This is a genomic window from Ruegeria sp. BG8, from assembly GCF_056538325.1.
In genome coordinates this window covers 333,940-352,246 of the sequence record NZ_JBQFSZ010000002.1, presented here as the reverse complement: position 1 = coordinate 352,246, position 18,307 = coordinate 333,940, and the positions used below count along the sequence as shown (strand labels likewise).

Here is an 18,307-nt window from a genome sequence, read left to right as displayed (position 1 = left end):
TCGCTGCTGCGGCAGTCACTGAGTTCTCTAGGGAGGAGACACTATGAAGCGTTTTTCATTTGCCACCGTATCGACGCTGGCGGTCATTGCCGGATCGACGGCTCTGGCCGGTCCAGAGGCCGAGGTACTGCATTGGTGGACCTCGGGCGGTGAGGCCAAATCGGTAGCCGTCCTGCAAGAAGAGTTTGCCTCGAACGGCGGCACATGGACTGACATGCCGGTCGCTGGCGGCGGTGGTGATGCAGCTATGACCGCGCTGCGTGCGCGTGTTTTGTCCGGCAACGCTCCCACGGCTGTTCAGCTGAAAGGCCCGGCCATTCAGGAGTGGTATGAAGAAGGTGTTCTGGCCGACATTTCCGCGGTGGCCGAGGCCGAAGGGTGGGCCGATGTTCTGCCAGCTTCGATCGCGGGTCATATGAAATGCGATGGCACATGGTGTGCAGCACCGGTTAACGTACACCGTGTCGACTGGATCTGGGCAAACGCCGACGTTCTTGCAGCAAATGGCATCGAGATGCCGTCCACATGGGAAGAATTCAACGCAGCTGCTGAAAAGCTTCAGGCGGCTGGTGTGATCCCATTGGCGCATGGTGGGCAGGCCTGGCAGGATGCCACCGTCTTCGAGGCGGTTGTCCTGGGTGTTGGTGGGCCTGAATTCTATCAAAAAGCCCTGGTCGATCTGGACGCGGATGCTTTGACATCAGACACGATGGTTCAGGTCTTTGATCAGATGCGCACAATGCGTGGTTACGTGGACGAGAACTTCTCGGGCCGTGATTGGAACCTGGCCACCGCGATGGTCATGAACGGCGAGGCCGCATTCCAGATCATGGGTGACTGGGCCAAGGGTGAATTCCTGGCGGCAGGCAAAAAGCCCGGTGAGGATTTCCTGTGCGCCTCGACCCCCGGTGATGGCTATCTTTACAATGTCGACAGCTTTGCCATGTTCGACGTGGACGGCGACGACAAGAAAGCCGGTCAGGACCTGCTGGCCAAGCTGATCGTTGCGCCGAACTTCCAGAAAGTGTTCAACCTGAACAAGGGCTCAATCCCTGCGCGTACCGACGTGGCGCTGGATGACTTTGACATCTGCGCCAACCTGTCGGCCGAAGATATGGGCTCGACCTCGGATGCAGGTTCTCTGCTGCCGTCCTATGCCCACGGCATGGCGTTGCGCGGGTCGCAGTCTGGTGCGATCACGGATGTTGTGACCGCACATTTCAACTCGGATATGTCGTCGGCTGACGCGGTTCAGCAATTGGCGGCGGCAGTGGCTAACAGCTACTGATCCAAATCGCTCTGCCCCCTATACTGACGGGGCAGAGCATCTTTCCCCGGAGGAAATCATGTCCGAATGGCTGGAAAACCACCTGCCCAAGGTGGTGCTGGCACCGTCGTTCATTGCCGTATTGATCTTTGTCTACGGCTTTATCGGATGGACGGCTTGGGTGTCGCTGACCCGATCGAAACTGTTGCCGAAATACGAAATCAAAGGCTTCATTCAATACGAACGCCTGTTTGAATCCCCCCGCTGGGATACGGCGATCAACAACCTTTATATCTTTGGCGCGTTGTTCATCGTGATTGCGATGGTGCTGGGCCTGTTGCTGGCCATCCTGCTGGATCAGAAAATCCGCGTCGAAGGGGCCATTCGCACGATCTACCTGTATCCCATGGCGCTGTCGATGATCGTGACCGGTACGGCGTGGAAGTGGATTTTGAACCCGGGTCTGGGCATCGAATCCATGGTGCAGGGCTGGGGTTTCACGAATTTCGAATTCGACTGGCTGGTGAACCCGGACTACGCGATCTACACCATCGTGATGGCTGCGATCTGGCAAAGCTCAGGCTTCGTGATGGCGCTGTTCCTCGCTGGTCTGCGGTCAGTGGACGGTGAGATCATCAAGGCCGCCCAAGTCGATGGTATCCCCACATGGCGTATCTATACGGCGATCATCATCCCGTCGATGGCTCCGATCTTCCTGTCGGCCTTCATCGTGCTGGCCCACCTTGCGATCAAAAGCTTTGATCTGGTCATCGCGCTGACAGGTGGCGGTCCGGGCTACGCAACCGATCTGCCTGCCACATACATGTACGCCATGGCGTTTTCGCGCGGCGATATTGGTCAGGCGGCCTCGTCCGCGATGATCATGATGCTGGTCGTCTTTGCCATCGTCGTTCCCTATCTTTACTCAGAGCTGAGGGCGAAAAATGACTGATCTGTCGATGCCCCAATCCCAAACCGAACCCCGCAGCCAAAGTGCCGCTGGCAAGATTGCCCTGCGTTGGTTACTCTATGTTCTGCTGGGCCTCTTTGCGCTGTACTACCTGATGCCGTTGTTCGTGATGTTGACCACATCGCTGAAAAGCCTTGAGGAAATCCGCACAGGCAGCCTGATTTCCTTGCCGCGCGAGGTCAGTTTTGACGCCTGGAAAACCGCATGGTCGGGCGCCTGTACCGGTATTCAGTGCGAGGGTTTGCGCCCCTATTTCTGGAACTCGGTCCTCATCGCGGTGCCTGCGGTGGCGATCTCGACCCTGCTGGGCGCGCTGAACGGCTATGTCGTGGCGCAATGGCGGTTCAAAGGCGCGAACATCATCTTTTCGCTCATGCTGTTTGGCTGCTTTATTCCGTTTCAGGTGGTTTTGCTGCCGATGGCGCGCCTGTTGGGCATGATGGGGATCGCGGGGACCATTCCGGGCCTGATCTTTGTCCATGTGATCTACGGGCTGGGCTTCACCACTCTGTTTTTCCGCAACTACTATGTCACCATCCCGTCCGAGCTGACCAAGGCCGCGCGCGTCGATGGGGCCGGGTTCCTGCGGATTTTCTGGTCGATCTTCCTGCCGCTGTCGCTGCCGATCATCGTTGTGACCGTGATCTGGCAGTTCACGCAGATCTGGAACGACTTCCTGTTCGGCGTGTCGTTCAGCCAGGCGGGCACGCAGCCAGTGACCGTGGCGCTGAATAACATCGTAAACTCCACCACCGGCGTCAAAGAATACAACGTCGACATGGCCGCCGCGATCATCGCGGGGCTGCCGACGCTGCTCGTCTATGTCGTTGCCGGTAAGTATTTCATCCGCGGCCTGACCGCCGGTTCTGTGAAGGGATAAATCATGGCCCCGATCCTTGATATCAACAAACTCTACAAGAATTACGGCGCGACCGAGATTCTGAAGGACATCAACATCTCGATAGAGCCGGGCGATTTTCTGGTGCTGGTTGGCCCCTCGGGCTGCGGTAAATCCACCCTGCTGAACTGCATCGCAGGGCTGGAGGAAATCACCGGCGGCACCCTGTCCATTGGCGGCAATGACATGACCCATGTCAGCCCCAAGGACCGCGATATCGCGATGGTGTTCCAGTCCTACGCTTTGTATCCTACCATGAGTGTGGCCAAGAACATCACCTTTGGCATGAAAGTGCGCGGGGTGGATCAGGCGACGCAGGATGCCAAGCTGAAAGAGGTCGCCCAACTGCTGCAGATCGAGCCTCTGCTGAACCGTCGCCCCAGCCAGTTGTCGGGCGGTCAGCGTCAGCGTGTGGCCATGGGTCGGGCGCTGGTGCGCGATCCCAAGCTGTTCCTGTTTGACGAGCCTCTGTCCAACCTCGACGCCAAGCTGCGGGTTGAGATGCGGACCGAAATCAAGAAGCTGCATCAGACGCTGGATGCCTCAATCGTCTATGTGACCCATGACCAGATTGAAGCGATGACCCTGGCGACCAAGATTGTCGTGCTGAAAGGCGGGGTCGTGCAGCAGATCGGCACCCCGGCCGAGATCTACAACAACCCGGCCAATCTGTTCGTGGCCGATTTCATGGGCTCACCGGCGATGAACCTGATCCCGGCGCAGGCGCATAAGAACGGAGCGGGCACGCAGATCGCGATTTCACGCGAAAGTGGCGAGACGCTGGTTCTGAACGACGCGCGTGATCTCGCACTGCCCAAGGATGTGATCCTGGGCCTGCGTCCCGAAGACATCGCCGAGGCCGGGTTCCGTGCGGGCGATGGCGTGCAAGAGGCCGAATGCCTGGTGGATATGGTCGAACCCGCGGGGGCGGATACCTATGTGGTTTCGGAACTGGGGGGCAAACAGGTGACGGCGCGGCTGCATGCAGAAACCAGTGCGCAGGCCGGTAAAGTTCTGAATCTGGCCTTTGACATGAGCAAGGTCTCCTATTTTGCCAAAGAAACTGGCGAACGACTGAACTAAGGCCGGCAAGGCCCCGACAAAAAAACGCCGCGCGATTGGATCGCGCGGCGTTTTTGCGATTTGGTGTTGCGATCAGCTCAGCTTGTTCTGGTTCATGTCCTTGATCAGGCGGTTCAGATCACCGCCGCGGGCGTCCAGCATCGCGCCGACTTCTGTCCGCTCGGTCAGCAGCATGTTTACGCCTTCGATAAACATGTTGAAAAACTTGTCGCTGCCCGACTTGTCAGATACCAGGAAGGTCACCTCGAACGGGGACGACCCCTGCAGCTTGACCGAGGTGCGCACCTCGTAACCTGCCTTGATTTTGCGCGCATTTCGAACGGTGACCTGACCGCCGATGAATTCACGGAAGCGGCGGCCGTACTTGTTCGAGATATAGCCCTGAAACGCGCTGGTGAACTGCCGCAGCTGCGCCGGGCTGGCTGATCGGCCATCGGCACCCAGCACATAGCGCGCCATGATCGGCACGTCCGCATATTGGGTAAAGATCTTCTCGAAATCGCGGATCATCGCATTCTCGGACTTGCCCGAGGCAATCACACGGTTGATGTCATCCACGACACTGACCACCAGCGCCTTGGCACTGGCTTCGGTCTGGGCAAAGGCGGGCAGGGCGGTCAGCATCGCCCCGGCAAAGCCAGTGGCAATGAAACCGCGTCGGTTCAGTTGATTATTCGGCATATGGGTCCTCGTAGGGGTCTAGGAAGGGGTCCCTGACAGGGTCGGTCCCGGTTACGGCGTAAGGGTCGTCATAGAGGTCCAGATAGGCCTCTTCGTCATCGCGTGCCAGTTCAAAGCGTCGGTTTTGCAGATAGATCGTCTGCGCCTGCGCGTAACTGTCCGCGCTTTCATACAAGATCGAGTCCACCGTGTCCGAGAACCGGCCCCGATCGCCCATGCGGCGGACCACTTCGGCATAGACACCGATATTGTCGACCGGACGAACCGGAGAGAAGTTGATCGGGTTCGAGAACAGATTGACCACAACGCCGATCGCGTCGCGTTGCGTCGATGGACCATAGAAGGGCAATTCGACATAAGCGCCTTCGCCCACGCCCCAAACGTGCAGGGTTTCACCGAAATCGGTATCAACCGGCGGCAGGTTCAATTCGTCCGCAGGTTTGGCCAGCCCGGCCCCCCCGACGGTCGTATTCACCGCAAAGCGCAGCAACGCATTGCCCGATTGTTTCAGGTTGCCCTGCAGCAGGTAGTCCAGTGCCTGTCCCGGCATCGTCAGGTTTTCCGCGAAATTGCTGAAGCTGGTCACAACAGGATCTGGCACGATCTTGACATAGCCTTTGGAGGCCGGACGGAACAGGAACCGGTCTACGCCAAGATTGAACTTGTGAATCCCGCGGTTGTTTCTCTCATAGGGGTCGAAAGTTGCACCCGGCGGGGTTCCTTCTGGGGGCCGCGTGGCACAGGCACCCAGGATTGCCAACAGGGACAGAACGATCAGGGGCTTAAAGCTGGTCTTACTCAACACGGTCTTTGCCACTCCAACGCGTCGGGATCAAAAGCTTCCCAACGTTAAATAAATACTGTTTCGGGCCGGTTTTCGGCTCAATCTGATGTCACATATGTGTTTCATAAATACATTGAAACAGCCAGCGTGTAACCTGCGCAAAAGGTCAACGTAAAGTGACACAAGTTCAACAGTCCAGAATAAGTGAAGTTATGCTTACTGCGCAGGCAATCCTAAAACTGCCGGTTTCCCGCTTTCCCAGTCGTGCGATCCCGGTTAGCGTCCGACCGAGTCGAATTAAGGTGAGGACCAACTCATGAGCATCGCAGCGAAACTGGAAAGCCTTGGCGTCACATTGCCCGACGCCCCCGCGCCTGCAGCGAATTACGTGCCTTTTGTGCGTATTGGCAATATTGTTTACGTCTCGGGCCAGATTTCCAAGGATGATAACCTGATCACCGGAAAACTGGGCGATGACTTGGACGTGGACGCCGGGGCTGCTGCGGCTAAAGTCTGTGCGATCAACCTGTTGGCACAGGTTAAAGCAGCGTGTGGCGGGGATATCGAGAAACTGGTGCGCGTCATCAAATTGACGGGCTTCGTGAATTCCACCGCTGGTTTCACAGCCCAACCGCAGGTGATCAACGGTGCGTCGGATTTCCTTGTCGAGGTGCTGGGCGATGCTGGCCGTCACTCAAGATCAGCCGTTAGTGCTGCGTCATTGCCATTGGGCGTCGCGGTTGAGATCGAAGGTATTTTCGAGGTCGCATGACACCCTCATTGCCACCGGCCTTTCTGGACGTGCCAATTGCGCATCGCGCGCTTCACGACCTGTCAGACAACCGCCCGGAAAACAGCCGGGCGGCCATTCGTGCAGCGATCGAGGCGGGTTACGGGATCGAGATTGATCTGCAACTGACATCCGATGACAGGGCCGTGGTCTTTCATGATTACGACATGGGTCGCCTGACAGGCCAATCAGGGCCGATCCGCCAGATAACGGCGGCGCAGGCATCTGATTTGACCTTGTTGCACGGTGAAGACGGCGTTCCAACACTGGAAGAAGTGGTCGCCATGGTGGCAGGTCGCGTGCCCCTGCTGATCGAGCTTAAAGATCAGGACGGTGCCATGGGGCCCGATGTCGGGCCGCTCGAACGTGACACGGTGCAGGCTTTGGATGGGTATGACGGGCCCGTGGCGGTCATGTCCTTCAATCCAAACTCGGTGGCTGAACTGGCGCGCATTGCGCCGCACTTGCCACGCGGCCTCACGACCTGTGCCTACAAGCCCAAGGTTGAACTTCTGCCACAAGATGTCTGCGATCATCTGCGCGACATTCCTGATTATGATCGGGTCGGTGCCAGTTTTATCAGCCACGAAGCCGCTGATCTTTCCCGCCCCCGCGTGGCTGAATTGAAAGCACAGGGTGTTCCCATTCTGTGTTGGACCATCCGGTCGCCTGAACAAGAGGCAGAGGCCCGCACGGTTGCCGACAATGTGACCTTTGAAGGGTATTTGGCCGCGCATTCGGGTTGAACCCGGTCCTGTACGTCACAGATAGTAAAAGGACGCGGAGGGCACATGGATCAGGCGCAAATCGAGGTTCGGGTACTTGGATCGCTCTCGCAGATTTCTGCGGCGGAATGGGATAGTTGCGCCTGTCCCGAGGCCGCAGATGGCGGACGCCCACTGGATCCATTTACCACGCATCGTTTCTTGCTGGCGCTCGAGGAAAGTGGCTCTGTAGGGCGGCGCACGGGATGGCAGCCGCAATACCTGACAGCCTATCTTGACGGAATGCTCATCGGTGCTGCGCCGATGTATGCCAAATCGCATAGTCAGGGCGAATATATCTTTGACCACAACTGGGCGCATGCTTACGAGAACGCCGGCGGTCATTATTATCCTAAGCTTCAGATCGCTGTACCGTTTACACCCGCCACAGGCAGGCGTTTTCTGGTGCGCCCGGGATATGAGGGTGTGGGCCTGTCGGCTCTGGTGCAAGGCGCGGTGCAGTTGGCTGCAGACAATCAGGTATCCTCGATCCACGCGACCTTCTGTACTGAAGAGGAGGCCGAAGCAGGTCAGGAAATGGGCCTGATGGTGCGCCACTCGCAACAGTTTCACTGGTTGAACGATGAATACGCGGATTTTGACGGATTCCTTGCTGCATTATCGTCTCGCAAACGCAAGAATATCCGCAAAGAGCGCAAGCAAGCCTGCGAGTTCGGCGGAGAAATACGAACCCTGACCGGCGCCGACCTGAGACCCGAGCACTGGGATGCGTTCTGGCGGTTCTATCAAGATACGGGTTCGCGGAAATGGGGTGTGCCATACCTGACCCGGCAATTCTTTGATATCGCACATGAAACCATGGCGGATGACATGGCACTTGTTCTGGCCGAGCGTGATGGCTACCCGATCGCCGGGGCGCTGAATTTCATCGGTCGCGAAACGCTTTATGGCCGGTATTGGGGCTGTATCGAGCATCATGCATGCCTGCATTTCGAACTGTGCTATTATAGGGCGATCGACTTTGCGATCGCCCAAGGCCACAAGCGGGTCGAGGCTGGCGCGCAGGGGGAACATAAACTTGCGCGCGGCTACCTGCCCACACGGACGCACAGCCTGCATTGGGTCAATGACCCGGGCTTTTCTGATGCGATCCGCAAATATCTGAAGGCCGAAGCACAGGCGATCGGCGACGAGATCGAAATCCTGACGGATTATGGCCCGTTCAGGAAAGCGAACCCGGAGGAACAGCAATGACCGAACTACTGTCGACCGAGACCCGCGGCCCCCTGCTGGACCCGCTGTTCGAAAACGGCTGGACCATGGTCGAGGGTCGGGACGCAATTACCAAGAGTTTTGTGTTCAAGGATTTCGTCCATGCCTTTGGTTGGATGACACAAGTGGCGATCTTTGCCGAAAAGTGGAACCATCATCCCGAATGGTTCAACGTATACCGAACGGTCGAGGTCACCCTGTCGACCCATGACGTTGGGGGATTGTCTGCGCTGGACGCCAAGCTGGCGCGCAAGATGGATAGTCTGGCCTAGCGCCGATCCATATCCGACCCGAAGCCACCCGCCAGGCTTGCGACCTGCCCCAGTTGCTTGAATTCAGCCGGAGTGACGGTTCCGTTGCTGACGTTAATATTGCTTGGAATTCGGGTGGCCCGGTTTCCGACCATTCGTACGGATCGGGCCGCCGGGTCGATATCCAGACACCGCGTTTCATAGCAGGTCAAACCACTTGTGTTGATCTGTATGCGCGGCTGGCCATCTGGACCCGTTACAATTGGGGCTTGTGGTACATCACAGGCTGCAATCAGGGCCACGACACCCAGAGAAATCCATTTGTTCATCTCGAACTCCTGACTCTTGAGGCAGGTGGCCGGATTCAGTCCAACTGACCGTTGCCGTCTTGATCGGCGGACTCGAAATCTTGGTTCATCTGCAAATCATATTCATCTTTTGAAATAAGGTTGTCTTGGTTGCGGTCAAGCTGCTGAAACTGCTTGATATCCAGAAACGGCTTGGCTTCTTCCAACCCCAATGTCCCGTTCTTGTCTTCGTCCATTGCCTGATACGCGTAGTCGGAAAAGGCATTGAACTCATCTTTGGATAGAAAGCCGTCATTGTTTGCATCTATGGCCTTCAGTTCATTCTCATGCAGTTCCGCAACGGTTTCAGCAATAGCCCCGCTGGAAAGTGTAACGAAGGCCAACGTCAAAATGTATCTCATGATCGCCCCTTTCAGCACGCGAATTTCTGCCCTTCGATCCCGCCAACCGCAGCACCTGCTGCTGTCAGGATCGTTTTACCCGAGCCGCCTCCGAACTGGTTGCCGATCACGCCACCCAGCAATGCACCGCCTACTGTGCCGCTGAGGCACGCAATCTCATGCTGACGTGCCGCCTGTTGTTGAGGCGTTGGCGCTGGACCACACGCGGCCAAGGCGCCGGCTGCACCCAGAGAAAGATAAATAACCTTTGGGTTCATGAAAAACTCCCTGACGAATACATCTCAAGTATTTGCGCATCAGGGCAGAGGATCAAGTTAATTAGGATACTGGCCCCGGCACCGCCGGGGCCAAGTTTTGGCTTAGATTACGTCCAGCAAACCTTCGCCGGCCGAGATTTCGCAAGCGCCGGGGCTTTCTTCGAGGTTCAAGGCGACAACCTTGCCGTCTTCGACAAGCATCGCATAGCGTTTCGAGCGCGCGATCAGACCAACTGGCGGTGCATCAAAGTCCATACCGATGGCCTTGGTGAATTCCGACGCCGCATCAGCCATCATGGTCAGGCCGGCTTCGGTCGCGCCGGTGGCCTCACCCCATGCGCTCATAACAAAGGGGTCGTTCACGGAAATGCAGATGATCTCATCCACGCCCTTGGCGTCGAACTGATCCTTGGTCCGCACAAAGCTGGGCACGTGGGCTGAATGACAGGTCGGGGTAAACGCACCCGGTACGGCGAAAATCACGACTTTCCGGCCACTTGTCTTATCTGAAATCCGAACTTCTTCGGGGCCTTCCGCGCCCATCTGGGTCAGCGTGGCGTCGGGCAGCGTGTCACCTGTTGAAATCATTTTTGTGCTCCTGTCGTTTGGATTTGCAGAGTCGGGCTTTGCCGCAATATAGGGGAGCCAGAGGAAGTGACCACGGTAATTCGACTGAGCGAGGAAATGATGAGCCATATTGTCGTGATTGGGGCTGGGCAGGCGGGTGCTTCGCTTGTCGCGCGACTGCGCAAGGATGGGTTTGACGGTGACATCACCCTGATCGGCGCTGAGCCGCATTTGCCGTATCAGCGCCCACCGTTGTCCAAAGCGTATCTGCTGGGCGAGATGGAGCTGGAACGCCTGTTCCTGCGACCCGAGAGCTTTTATGCCGAGAACAATATCACCCTGCGGCTTGGGCAACGCGTGACCGGTATTGACCCGCAGGCCAAGACTGTGTCGCTGGGCGATGAGGTCATTTCGTATGACGAGCTTGCCCTGACCACAGGGTCTGATCCGCGCCGTCTGCCTGCTGCGATCGGCGGCGATCTGGCGGGTGTGCATGTGGTGCGCGATCTGGCCCATATCGACGAGATGGAGCCGCGCGTGAAAGACGGTGCGCGGGCCTTGATCGTCGGCGGCGGTTATATCGGGTTGGAGGCTGCCGCAGTCTGCGCCAAGCGCGGGGTCAAGGTGACCTTGGTCGAGATGGCCAACCGCATTCTGCAACGCGTCGCTGCGGCTGAGACCAGTGACTATTTCCGCGCGCTGCATTCCGAATACGGCGCAGATATCCGCGAAGGGGTTGGGTTGGACCGTCTTGTGGGGGAAGACGGCAAGGTAACGGGTGCAATTCTGACCGATGGCACCGAACTGGACGTAGATTTCGTCGTCGTCGGCGTCGGTATCGCCCCGGCAACGGGGTTGGCAGAAATGGCTGGACTTGAGCTTGAAAACGGTATCAAGACCGATGCACATGGCCGCACCTCAGACGCGTCGATCTGGGCGGCAGGCGACTGCGCCTCGTTCCCTCATGCTGGGGGGCGCATTCGACTGGAAAGTGTGCCGAACGCCATTGATCAGGCCGAGATCGTCGCCCAGAACATGTTGGGCGCAGCCAAGGATTACACGGCGACACCGTGGTTCTGGTCGGATCAGTATGACGTCAAACTGCAGATCGCTGGATTGAATACCGGGTACGATCGCGTTGTGACCCGCAAGGGCGAGGGCTCGACCGTGTCCTTTTGGTACTACAAGGGTGATCAGTTGATTGCGGTGGATGCGATGAATGACCCGCGCGCCTACATGGTTGGTAAACGGTTGATCGACGCGGGCAAAACTGCGGACCCTGCCGTTGTGTCCGACCCCGCCGCGGATCTGAAGCCGCTTCTCAAGGCGTGAGGATCATCGCCGGACAGTACCGGGGCCGTTCTTTGGCCTCGGTCGGCAAGGGTGACGCAGGGGCGCATTTGCGCCCCACGACAGACCGGGTGCGCGAGAGTCTGTTCAACGTACTGAACCATCAGATCGACTTTGACGGACTGCGTGTTTTGGATCTGTTTGCAGGCACCGGAGCCCTGGGTCTTGAGGCTCTTTCACGCGGCGCGGCCCATGTGACCTTTGTTGACGATGGTCGCGTGGCGCAGGGATTGATCCGCAAGAATATCGAACTGACCCAAAGCCGCGACAATACGGATCTGATCCGTCGCGATGCCACTCGTTTGGCAGCGAACTCCGACGACCCTTACGATTTGGTTTTCCTCGATCCGCCATATGGCAAATCTCTTGGGCAAAAGGCGCTCGCCAACTTGACGCAACGCTGGTTGTCGGATGGTGCGCTGATTGTCTGGGAAGAAAGCGCACCGATGCAAGCGCCCGAAGGTTTCAGCGTGCATGACAGCCGCAAGTACGGCGACACGCATATCACGCTGATTTGGAAGGATGATGCGCATGCATGACCTGGTGATTTTTGATTGTGACGGCGTTCTGGTCGACAGCGAGCCGATATCCAATCAAGTCCTGGTCGACAGCCTGTCGCGTTATGGTCTGCCGCTAACCGTAGAAGAGTGCATGTCGCTATTCGTGGGCACCACCATGACAAAGGCACAAGACGTGGCGCAAGATATGGGAGCGGTATTGCCGGCGAATTGGATCGAAGAGGTCTACGCCGAAACCTATGCTCGTTTGCGCCAAGGTGTTTCATTGGTTGAGGGCGTGGCCGAAGTGCTGGACCGCTTGGATGAGAAGGCCATACCGTTCTGCGTCGCATCCAACGGGCGGGTGGACAAAATGAAAATCACGCTGGGTCAAAACGGTTTGTGGGATCGGTTCGCGGATGTCATGTTCTCGGCTCATGACATTGGTGTCGGTAAACCCGATCCGACGATGTTCCGTTTAGCGGCGCAACACTTCAACGCCAAATCTCCGGTCGTCATAGAGGACAGTGTCAGCGGGATTACTGCGGCTTTGCGGGCGAACATGCGCTGTCTTGGTTACGCTGCGCATGACGATGGTGACGAATTGGCCGCCTTAGGGGCCGAAGTTTTCACGCGCATGTCACAAGTGCCCGAGCTTTTGGGACTCTGACGACCGATCGTGCTATGGTCGTATTCATGGACCGTGCACTTACCCCGCCCCTGTGGGCATTTTCAAAAGACACCGAAGCTGCCACCGGACCCGAGCGCAAGCCAACGCGCGCGCCGGTTTTCATCCATGACGCGATCACGCCATGGGGTTCTGAGACGCTGTTGCTGAAACTGATGAGAGATCAGGCCACAGATCAGGACGAATAGGTCGGATGGAACCTGTCACCTGGTGACAGGGTGAAAATCTCAACCCCATTTGCGGTCACACCGACCGAGTGTTCGAACTGTGCCGACAGGGATTTGTCACGTGTTACCGCGGTCCAGTCATCTGCCAGCGTCTTGGTCTCGGGTCGGCCGAGGTTCACCATGGGCTCGATGGTAAAGAACATGCCCTCTTCCAGCACGGCACCTGTACCCGGGCGGCCATAGTGCAGAACGTTTGGCGGCGCATGGAAGACACGACCCAAGCCGTGCCCGCAGAAGTCCCGGACGACACTCATCCGGTGAGCCTCGACATAGGCTTGAATCGCGTGGCCGATATCGCCGAACGTGTTGCCGGGTTTGACCATTTCGATCCCTTTGAACAGGGCGTCATGCGTGACCTGAATCAACCGTTCCGCCTTGCGTGGCAGCTTGCCCGCTACATACATGCGTGACGTGTCGCCGAACCAGCCATCCACGATGACCGTGACGTCGATGTTCAGGATATCGCTATCCTTCAGCTTTTTGTCGCCGGGAATGCCGTGGCAGACCACATGGTTCACACTGATGCAACTGGCGTGCTGGTAGCCTTTGTAGCCAATAGTGGCCGAGGTTGCGCCTGCGTCTTCGACCATCCGGGTGATGATCCCGTCAATTGCACCGGTGGTCTGACCGGGAAAAACGTGTTCGGCAATGTCATCCAGAATCCGCGCGGCCAAGGCCCCTGCCGCTTGCATTCCGGCAAAGTCACCTTGCTCATAGATGCGTATACCGTCCTTGGTCAGGCGGCCACGATGTTCTTTCATCGGTGCGAGGCTCCAAATGTTTCGCGCAGCATTCTATTTACGCTGCTTGTGCAGAAAGTTCCAGAGGGCGTGCGGTCGCATCATGGTGAAACTATGTGCACATCATTTTCGCAGGTGGACCAAGGCGGCACAATGAACTAGCACAAGGCAAGTCCTACCCGCATGCTAAAACCACAAAAAAGGGTGCGCCAATGCAAAAAGCCGACCAGCTTCGGGCCGAAATTGCCAGCATTACAGACCTGCTCAAGAAGGGACGGCCAGAGCGTGCACTTAAACGAGCAAGCAAAGCCGCCAAAAAGTGGCCAAAGGTGGCTGCGTTGCCGAGGTTGGCAGGATTGTGCGCTGTTCAGCAGCAGAACCCCAAGCTCGCTCAACCTTATTTCGAACAGGCTTTGAAGCTGGACCCCGGTAATCAGGAATTGATCCAGAACTACGGTCTAAGTCTTGTCCAGGCGGGCGATGCCGAGGCTGCTTCGAGGTTTATCGCCAAAATCGCGTCCAAAGGGCCGTTGACGTCGGCGCAGCACTATATCCACGCGATGGCGTTGCTGCGGGAACGTCACTTGGATAAGGCGCTGGGCGCGGTTGATCAGGTGACACAACACGAGCCGCGCAATTTGGCGGCTGTCTGTCTCAAGGCGGATATTCTGGACGAGATGCACCGTTGGGACGACGCGATCGCTGTGTTGCAGGACTTGGTCGTTCAGCACCCACGTTTTCCTTACGGCCAGTTGCGGCTGGCCAAAGGCTTGTCGGGACTGGGGCGTGTCGATGAAGCCCTGGACCACGCCCGAACCGCACTCAAGCTGGCCCCAACACACGCCGAGACCCTGCGTTTCCTGGCAACCCTTCCCAATCTTACTGCCGATGATGTGTCGGATCTGAAGGCACGTGTTGGGCCTGTCGTTGCGAAGCTGCCATCCAGCAACAGCCAGGAAGACGCCGTGGTTCATTTCGCCGCCGCAAAACTCGCCCTTCGTGATAGGGACGCGAGGCAAGAGATGCAGCATCTGGCTATGGCGCACGAGTTGATGGCGACCGGCCTAGAAAAAATGGAAAACGATAAGGCAAAAGAGGCCCGTAAATTATTGGCGGCACCACTTCCGGCCGAGTCGGAGAACGCAAACCCAGAAATCCCTCGCCCAATCTTTGTGGTCGGGTTGCCTAGGTCTGGCACAACGCTGGTCGAGCGTGTTTTGTCCTCTCATTCAGGCGTTCACGGCTTTGGAGAGCTTGTCACCGTTCAACACTGGGTCAGAAAGAACAAGGTAGAGACCGTAGACAAGTGGGATATGGGCGATCTTGCGGAATTCTATGCGAACAAGCTGCCGGTCTATGATGGTGAACCGGTTGCCTTTGTGGACAAGATGCCCGGAAACTACGCCTATCTGGGGGCCATTGCGCAAGCCTTTCCGAATGCGATCATCCTGAATGTCCAGCGGGACCCAAGGGACATCGCCTTGTCGATGTGGCGCGAGTACTTTGGTGCCCGGGGTATGTATTTTTCGCATAACTTCAAATGGATGGCGGCAGAGGCCAACCGCTATCAACGATACATGCAGCATTGGCATCAGGTTTTGCCGGGTCGTATTCACGATATTGTCTATGAAGAGCTGGTCGGCAATTTCCCTGACGCAGCGCGTTCACTGGCGCAACTGTGCGATCTGGAATTTGAAGAGGACATGCTGACACCCCAGAAAACCCAGGATGCGGTGAGAACGGCCAGCTTTTTACAGGTTCGTAAGCCGGTCAGTACGTCATCGGTCGGGCGGTGGAAGGCGGTCGAAGACCATCTTGCGCCGTTTATCAAGTCGCTTGACACTACGCTGTGGGCGGACCTTGAACCCAAGACATAAGGTCTGGCTGCTTTATTGCTGGGTCAGGGTATCGTGACTCAGTTTTAGTATCCATGCCGACGGTTGCCGTGCTTGGGTGGGCTTGCGAATTTGGTGCAGACGCATGTGGAAACGATGAAGTTACGGGCGGTGATCCTTCTTTTTGTGGCCCTTGCAGGCTGCCGCGAAGATGTGACCATGCTGTCCGGACCTGAAATCGCGGCACTGCTGACGGAAGATCGCAAAATTTCATTCAAAAGGCTGCACTACAGCGGCACCGCCACGTTGCGCGCTGACAAAACGTTTAAGGCCTTGGTTCCGCGCGTTGGGCAGGACACGGGCATTTGGTGGGTGGAAGACAACAAAATCTGCAGCCGTTGGCAGGACTTCCGGCAGGGGCGTATGCTGTGCGCGCAGGTGGGGCGTTTACCCGATGGAACCTACAGGGGGCTGTTTGCGAACTCGGGCGCCTTTTTAGGGGATTTCCGGATCGTGCCGTAATCTCAGACGATCTGCCAGCGCTTTGCGGGATCGACCCAAACACCCTCGGGTGTGATCTTTGTGCCAACGATCAAACGCTCAACCCCTGTCGCCTCAGAGAACGCCGCCGCGTATTTGGGATCGATATCCGCCGCCAGCGTAAATTGATCGCAATCGGTACGTTGAACCAGATACAGCATGATCGCCCGGTGCCCTTCTGCTGACATAGCCGCAAGTTCCGTCAGGTGTTTGGCACCACGTGCGGTGACACTGTCGGGGAACTCGGCCAAACCGGATTGGCGCGATAGTGTCACGCTTTTGACTTCGACATAGGCGTCGGGCATGCCGGGTTGGGTCAGAAGGAAGTCAATTCGGCTGTTCTCGCCGTATTTGACTTCGGGACGCACAGTTTCATAGGCGGCCAGCTCAGGGATTGCCCGAGTTTCAAGCGCGGCGCGCAAGGCTTTGTTGGGAACCGAAGTGTCGACACCCGTGAAGTGTCCGTTTTCATGATCGACCAACCGCCAGCCGAATTTCAGCTTTTTCTTCGGGTCGTCATTGGGTTCCAGCCAGATTTTCTGGTCAGGTTCTGCCAAACCCATCATTGACCCCGGGTTGGCGCAATGCGCGGTAACTTCACGCCCGTCCTCCAGCCTGCAATCGGCAAGAAAGCGTTTATAACGTCGGATCAGGCGGGCGGGGACAAGAGGGGTTTCAAAGCGCATGTGTCACGGCCTATACCTGCCTCAAGGGTCGATCAAGAGGAGGGCACTTCGACATGTCCAATCCAACTGCTGCAATGCTTGTGATCGGGGATGAAATCCTGTCTGGCCGAACGCGCGACGCGAATATGCATTTCCTTGCCGGAGAGCTTACGAAACAGGGGATTGACCTGAAAGAGGTCCGCGTCGTCAGCGATGATGCACCCGCAATTGAAGCCGCCGTGCGCGCATTGTCTGAGGCGCATGACCATGTATTCACCAGTGGCGGTATCGGACCCACACATGATGACATCACGGCCGACTGCATCGCGCGCGCGTTTGACAGACCGATAGATATTCGCGCGGACGCACGCGCGCTTCTCGAAGCGCATTATGAAAAATCCGGGCTTGAACTGAACGCGGCCCGTTTGCGTATGGCGCGTATCCCGGATGGCGCAACGCTCATTGACAATCCGGTTTCGACGGCACCGGGGTTCACGATTGAAAACGTGCATGTCATGGCAGGTGTGCCGTCTGTCTTTCAGGCAATGGTGGCCAGCGTGCTGCCCGGGCTGACCGGAGGCCGTCCGCTTTTGTCGCAGACGCTGCGGGTGGATCGGGGGGAAGGCGATATTGCAGGCCCGCTTGCCGCTCTGGCCGCCGATTTTCCGGATCTGGCGATTGGCAGCTACCCGTTCCAGGTGAATGGCGTCTTTGGTGCCAATGTGGTTGTGCGTGGCACGGATGGTGCGCGCGTCGACGTCGCTGTCACCCGTTTGGCAAAAGAGTTCGCGCTTTGACGGATTGGCCCGGTGTTGTGGACGGAACATGGCCGGCTGCGCGATATCAAAAGCTAGGCCCTTTTCAACTGCGTGAAGGGCAGGGCGGCGGCTCGCGCGTTTCCGCGACAAGTACCTTTGAGCCCGCGACCGAGGCCCAGATTGATGCCGCGGAAGAGGCTATGCTGGCTATGGGCCAAAAGCGCATTTTTTGCATCTGGCCGGGAAATGAGACACTGGACAGGCAACTTGCGGGTCGCGGGTATTCGGTTCTGGACCCCGTGAATATTTACAGATGTCCGGTCTCTCATCTCACCGACGTGCCGATTCCGCGGGTGACGGTTTTCACCATTTGGGACCCGTTGGCCGTGATGAACGAAATCTGGGCCAAGGGCGGCATCGGGCCGGCGCGGCTTGCCGTTATGGAACGGGCGCAAGGGCCGAAAACCGGGCTTTTGCTGCGCCGCGTCGATCAGCCTGCGGGGACGGCCTTTGTGGCTATGCAAGGTAAGATTTCCATGGTGCACGCGCTTGAAGTTCTATCCAACCACCGCAGACATGGTCTGGGTCAATGGGCCATGCGGGCGGCCGCGTTTTGGGCGCAGGAACAAGGGGCACATACCCTCAGCGTGATCTGCACCAAGGCGAATGCAGGGGCGAACGCCCTTTATGCAAAGCTTGGGATGGAGCTTGCCGGAGAATATCATTACCGTCAGCTTGTGTAAGGAGAAAAGC

General features: G+C 57.5%; 24 protein-coding genes. 16 read left to right on the top strand and 8 right to left on the bottom strand.

Annotated features, from left to right (window positions below):
- The first annotated feature begins 43 nt into the window (after positions 1-43).
- From ACR0DG_RS07005 to ACR0DG_RS06990, 4 genes are read left to right on the top strand one after another with little or no spacing between them, the layout of a single operon-like run.
- Complete coding sequence (locus ACR0DG_RS07005) at positions 44-1,288, top strand: ABC transporter substrate-binding protein (protein ID WP_480695665.1); 1,245 nt, start codon at positions 44-46, stop codon at positions 1,286-1,288.
- Between the two features lie 58 nt (positions 1,289-1,346).
- Positions 1,347-2,219, top strand: coding sequence for a carbohydrate ABC transporter permease (locus tag ACR0DG_RS07000; protein WP_170684314.1), 873 nt, complete (start codon positions 1,347-1,349; stop codon positions 2,217-2,219).
- Complete coding sequence (locus tag ACR0DG_RS06995; RefSeq protein ID WP_180885230.1) at positions 2,212-3,117, top strand: carbohydrate ABC transporter permease; 906 nt, start codon at positions 2,212-2,214, stop codon at positions 3,115-3,117. Before ACR0DG_RS07000 ends, ACR0DG_RS06995 begins: the two co-directional genes overlap by 8 nt.
- Before the next feature lie 3 nt (positions 3,118-3,120).
- Entirely contained in the window at positions 3,121-4,218 is a 1,098-nt protein-coding gene (locus ACR0DG_RS06990) for an ABC transporter ATP-binding protein (protein WP_480695663.1), read from the top strand.
- Positions 4,219-4,290: 72 nt separating this feature from the next.
- Here the strand turns inward: ACR0DG_RS06990 and ACR0DG_RS06985 are convergent, their stop codons facing one another.
- Together ACR0DG_RS06985 and ACR0DG_RS06980 are read right to left on the bottom strand one after the other, a co-directional pair.
- Positions 4,291-4,899: an MlaC/ttg2D family ABC transporter substrate-binding protein gene (locus ACR0DG_RS06985; RefSeq protein WP_480695661.1), complete on the bottom strand. Its 609-nt coding sequence runs from the start codon at positions 4,897-4,899 to the stop codon at positions 4,291-4,293.
- Entirely contained in the window at positions 4,889-5,704 is an 816-nt protein-coding gene (locus ACR0DG_RS06980) for an MlaA family lipoprotein (RefSeq protein ID WP_480695659.1), read from the bottom strand. Before ACR0DG_RS06980 ends, ACR0DG_RS06985 begins: the two co-directional genes overlap by 11 nt.
- Before the next feature lie 295 nt (positions 5,705-5,999).
- Between ACR0DG_RS06980 and ACR0DG_RS06975 the strand changes: the two genes are divergently transcribed.
- Genes ACR0DG_RS06975 through ACR0DG_RS06960 form a run of 4 tightly spaced genes read left to right on the top strand, consistent with a single transcriptional unit; the run spans position 6,000 to position 8,742 of the window.
- The gene (locus ACR0DG_RS06975) at positions 6,000-6,455 is read left to right on the top strand and encodes a RidA family protein (RefSeq protein ID WP_480695657.1); all 456 of its coding nucleotides are present in this window, start codon (positions 6,000-6,002) and stop codon (positions 6,453-6,455) included.
- Positions 6,452-7,219: a glycerophosphodiester phosphodiesterase family protein gene (locus tag ACR0DG_RS06970; RefSeq protein WP_480695655.1), complete on the top strand. Its 768-nt coding sequence runs from the start codon at positions 6,452-6,454 to the stop codon at positions 7,217-7,219. Before ACR0DG_RS06975 ends, ACR0DG_RS06970 begins: the two co-directional genes overlap by 4 nt.
- A 45-nt stretch (positions 7,220-7,264) precedes the next feature.
- Entirely contained in the window at positions 7,265-8,452 is a 1,188-nt protein-coding gene (locus ACR0DG_RS06965; RefSeq protein WP_480695653.1) for a GNAT family N-acetyltransferase, read from the top strand.
- Positions 8,449-8,742: a 4a-hydroxytetrahydrobiopterin dehydratase gene (locus ACR0DG_RS06960; RefSeq protein ID WP_480695651.1), complete on the top strand. Its 294-nt coding sequence runs from the start codon at positions 8,449-8,451 to the stop codon at positions 8,740-8,742. The genes ACR0DG_RS06965 and ACR0DG_RS06960 overlap by 4 nt, the downstream gene beginning before the upstream one ends.
- Here ACR0DG_RS06960 and ACR0DG_RS06955 read toward each other — a convergent pair.
- From ACR0DG_RS06955 to ACR0DG_RS06940, 4 genes are all read right to left on the bottom strand, one after another.
- Positions 8,739-9,050 carry a hypothetical protein gene (locus ACR0DG_RS06955; protein ID WP_480695649.1) on the bottom strand — a complete coding sequence of 104 codons (312 nt, stop codon included), beginning with the start codon at positions 9,048-9,050 and terminating at the stop codon, positions 8,739-8,741. The two genes, ACR0DG_RS06960 and ACR0DG_RS06955, sit on opposite strands and share 4 nt — an antisense overlap.
- Before the next feature lie 35 nt (positions 9,051-9,085).
- Positions 9,086-9,430 (bottom strand): EF-hand domain-containing protein, encoded by a 345-nt coding sequence (locus ACR0DG_RS06950; RefSeq protein ID WP_480695647.1) that lies wholly within the window; start codon positions 9,428-9,430, stop codon positions 9,086-9,088.
- A gap of 11 nt (positions 9,431-9,441) precedes the next feature.
- On the bottom strand, positions 9,442-9,687 hold the full coding sequence (locus ACR0DG_RS06945) for a glycine zipper 2TM domain-containing protein (protein WP_480695645.1): 246 nt from the start codon (positions 9,685-9,687) through the stop codon (positions 9,442-9,444).
- Positions 9,688-9,789: 102 nt separating this feature from the next.
- On the bottom strand, positions 9,790-10,275 hold the full coding sequence (locus ACR0DG_RS06940) for a redoxin family protein (protein ID WP_480695644.1): 486 nt from the start codon (positions 10,273-10,275) through the stop codon (positions 9,790-9,792).
- Between the two features lie 99 nt (positions 10,276-10,374).
- Between ACR0DG_RS06940 and ACR0DG_RS06935 the strand changes: the two genes are divergently transcribed.
- Genes ACR0DG_RS06935 through ACR0DG_RS06920 form a run of 4 tightly spaced genes read left to right on the top strand, consistent with a single transcriptional unit; the run spans position 10,375 to position 12,977 of the window.
- Positions 10,375-11,586 (top strand): NAD(P)/FAD-dependent oxidoreductase, encoded by a 1,212-nt coding sequence (locus ACR0DG_RS06935; protein WP_480695868.1) that lies wholly within the window; start codon positions 10,375-10,377, stop codon positions 11,584-11,586.
- The gene (gene rsmD, locus ACR0DG_RS06930; RefSeq protein ID WP_480695642.1) at positions 11,583-12,143 is read left to right on the top strand and encodes a 16S rRNA (guanine(966)-N(2))-methyltransferase RsmD; all 561 of its coding nucleotides are present in this window, start codon (positions 11,583-11,585) and stop codon (positions 12,141-12,143) included. The genes ACR0DG_RS06935 and rsmD overlap by 4 nt, the downstream gene beginning before the upstream one ends.
- Positions 12,136-12,771 (top strand): HAD family hydrolase, encoded by a 636-nt coding sequence (locus ACR0DG_RS06925; RefSeq protein WP_480695640.1) that lies wholly within the window; start codon positions 12,136-12,138, stop codon positions 12,769-12,771. Before rsmD ends, ACR0DG_RS06925 begins: the two co-directional genes overlap by 8 nt.
- A 26-nt stretch (positions 12,772-12,797) precedes the next feature.
- A complete protein-coding gene (locus tag ACR0DG_RS06920; RefSeq protein ID WP_480695638.1) occupies positions 12,798-12,977 on the top strand; it encodes a hypothetical protein in 180 nt (59 codons plus the stop codon).
- Here ACR0DG_RS06920 and map read toward each other — a convergent pair.
- The gene (gene map / locus ACR0DG_RS06915; protein ID WP_480695636.1) at positions 12,965-13,777 is read right to left on the bottom strand and encodes a type I methionyl aminopeptidase; all 813 of its coding nucleotides are present in this window, start codon (positions 13,775-13,777) and stop codon (positions 12,965-12,967) included. The two genes, ACR0DG_RS06920 and map, sit on opposite strands and share 13 nt — an antisense overlap.
- 191 nt (positions 13,778-13,968) lie before the next feature.
- Here map and ACR0DG_RS06910 point away from each other — a divergent pair, with 191 nt between their 5' ends.
- Complete coding sequence (locus tag ACR0DG_RS06910) at positions 13,969-15,633, top strand: tetratricopeptide repeat-containing sulfotransferase family protein (protein ID WP_480695634.1); 1,665 nt, start codon at positions 13,969-13,971, stop codon at positions 15,631-15,633.
- A gap of 114 nt (positions 15,634-15,747) precedes the next feature.
- Positions 15,748-16,113 carry a hypothetical protein gene (locus ACR0DG_RS06905; protein ID WP_480695632.1) on the top strand — a complete coding sequence of 122 codons (366 nt, stop codon included), beginning with the start codon at positions 15,748-15,750 and terminating at the stop codon, positions 16,111-16,113.
- A gap of 2 nt (positions 16,114-16,115) precedes the next feature.
- Here the strand turns inward: ACR0DG_RS06905 and sfsA are convergent, their stop codons facing one another.
- Positions 16,116-16,817, bottom strand: coding sequence for a DNA/RNA nuclease SfsA (gene sfsA, locus ACR0DG_RS06900; RefSeq protein WP_480695630.1), 702 nt, complete (start codon positions 16,815-16,817; stop codon positions 16,116-16,118).
- A gap of 53 nt (positions 16,818-16,870) precedes the next feature.
- On the opposite strand from sfsA, the gene ACR0DG_RS06895 reads away from it, so the two are divergent.
- Together ACR0DG_RS06895 and ACR0DG_RS06890 are read left to right on the top strand one after the other, a co-directional pair.
- Entirely contained in the window at positions 16,871-17,593 is a 723-nt protein-coding gene (locus ACR0DG_RS06895; RefSeq protein ID WP_480695628.1) for a competence/damage-inducible protein A, read from the top strand.
- The gene (locus tag ACR0DG_RS06890) at positions 17,590-18,297 is read left to right on the top strand and encodes a GNAT family N-acetyltransferase (protein WP_480695626.1); all 708 of its coding nucleotides are present in this window, start codon (positions 17,590-17,592) and stop codon (positions 18,295-18,297) included. The genes ACR0DG_RS06895 and ACR0DG_RS06890 overlap by 4 nt, the downstream gene beginning before the upstream one ends.
- The last annotated feature ends 10 nt before the right edge of the window (positions 18,298-18,307 follow it).

Coding starts and splice junctions, on each gene's coding strand:
- ACR0DG_RS06985 (WP_480695661.1), bottom strand. CDS start 4,899: ATGCCGAATAATCAACTGAACCGACGCGGTTTCATTGCCACTGGCTTT.
- map (WP_480695636.1), bottom strand. CDS start 13,777: ATGAAAGAACATCGTGGCCGCCTGACCAAGGACGGTATACGCATCTAT.
- ACR0DG_RS06965 (WP_480695653.1), top strand. CDS start 7,265: ATGGATCAGGCGCAAATCGAGGTTCGGGTACTTGGATCGCTCTCGCAG.
- ACR0DG_RS06995 (WP_180885230.1), top strand. CDS start 2,212: ATGACTGATCTGTCGATGCCCCAATCCCAAACCGAACCCCGCAGCCAA.
- ACR0DG_RS06920 (WP_480695638.1), top strand. CDS start 12,798: ATGGACCGTGCACTTACCCCGCCCCTGTGGGCATTTTCAAAAGACACC.
- ACR0DG_RS06990 (WP_480695663.1), top strand. CDS start 3,121: ATGGCCCCGATCCTTGATATCAACAAACTCTACAAGAATTACGGCGCG.
- ACR0DG_RS06895 (WP_480695628.1), top strand. CDS start 16,871: ATGTCCAATCCAACTGCTGCAATGCTTGTGATCGGGGATGAAATCCTG.
- ACR0DG_RS06970 (WP_480695655.1), top strand. CDS start 6,452: ATGACACCCTCATTGCCACCGGCCTTTCTGGACGTGCCAATTGCGCAT.
- ACR0DG_RS06910 (WP_480695634.1), top strand. CDS start 13,969: ATGCAAAAAGCCGACCAGCTTCGGGCCGAAATTGCCAGCATTACAGAC.
- ACR0DG_RS06940 (WP_480695644.1), bottom strand. CDS start 10,275: ATGATTTCAACAGGTGACACGCTGCCCGACGCCACGCTGACCCAGATG.
- ACR0DG_RS06960 (WP_480695651.1), top strand. CDS start 8,449: ATGACCGAACTACTGTCGACCGAGACCCGCGGCCCCCTGCTGGACCCG.
- ACR0DG_RS06955 (WP_480695649.1), bottom strand. CDS start 9,050: ATGAACAAATGGATTTCTCTGGGTGTCGTGGCCCTGATTGCAGCCTGT.
- ACR0DG_RS06905 (WP_480695632.1), top strand. CDS start 15,748: ATGAAGTTACGGGCGGTGATCCTTCTTTTTGTGGCCCTTGCAGGCTGC.
- ACR0DG_RS06945 (WP_480695645.1), bottom strand. CDS start 9,687: ATGAACCCAAAGGTTATTTATCTTTCTCTGGGTGCAGCCGGCGCCTTG.
- sfsA (WP_480695630.1), bottom strand. CDS start 16,817: ATGCGCTTTGAAACCCCTCTTGTCCCCGCCCGCCTGATCCGACGTTAT.
- ACR0DG_RS06935 (WP_480695868.1), top strand. CDS start 10,375: ATGAGCCATATTGTCGTGATTGGGGCTGGGCAGGCGGGTGCTTCGCTT.
- ACR0DG_RS07000 (WP_170684314.1), top strand. CDS start 1,347: ATGTCCGAATGGCTGGAAAACCACCTGCCCAAGGTGGTGCTGGCACCG.
- ACR0DG_RS06975 (WP_480695657.1), top strand. CDS start 6,000: ATGAGCATCGCAGCGAAACTGGAAAGCCTTGGCGTCACATTGCCCGAC.
- ACR0DG_RS06925 (WP_480695640.1), top strand. CDS start 12,136: ATGCATGACCTGGTGATTTTTGATTGTGACGGCGTTCTGGTCGACAGC.
- ACR0DG_RS07005 (WP_480695665.1), top strand. CDS start 44: ATGAAGCGTTTTTCATTTGCCACCGTATCGACGCTGGCGGTCATTGCC.
- ACR0DG_RS06950 (WP_480695647.1), bottom strand. CDS start 9,430: ATGAGATACATTTTGACGTTGGCCTTCGTTACACTTTCCAGCGGGGCT.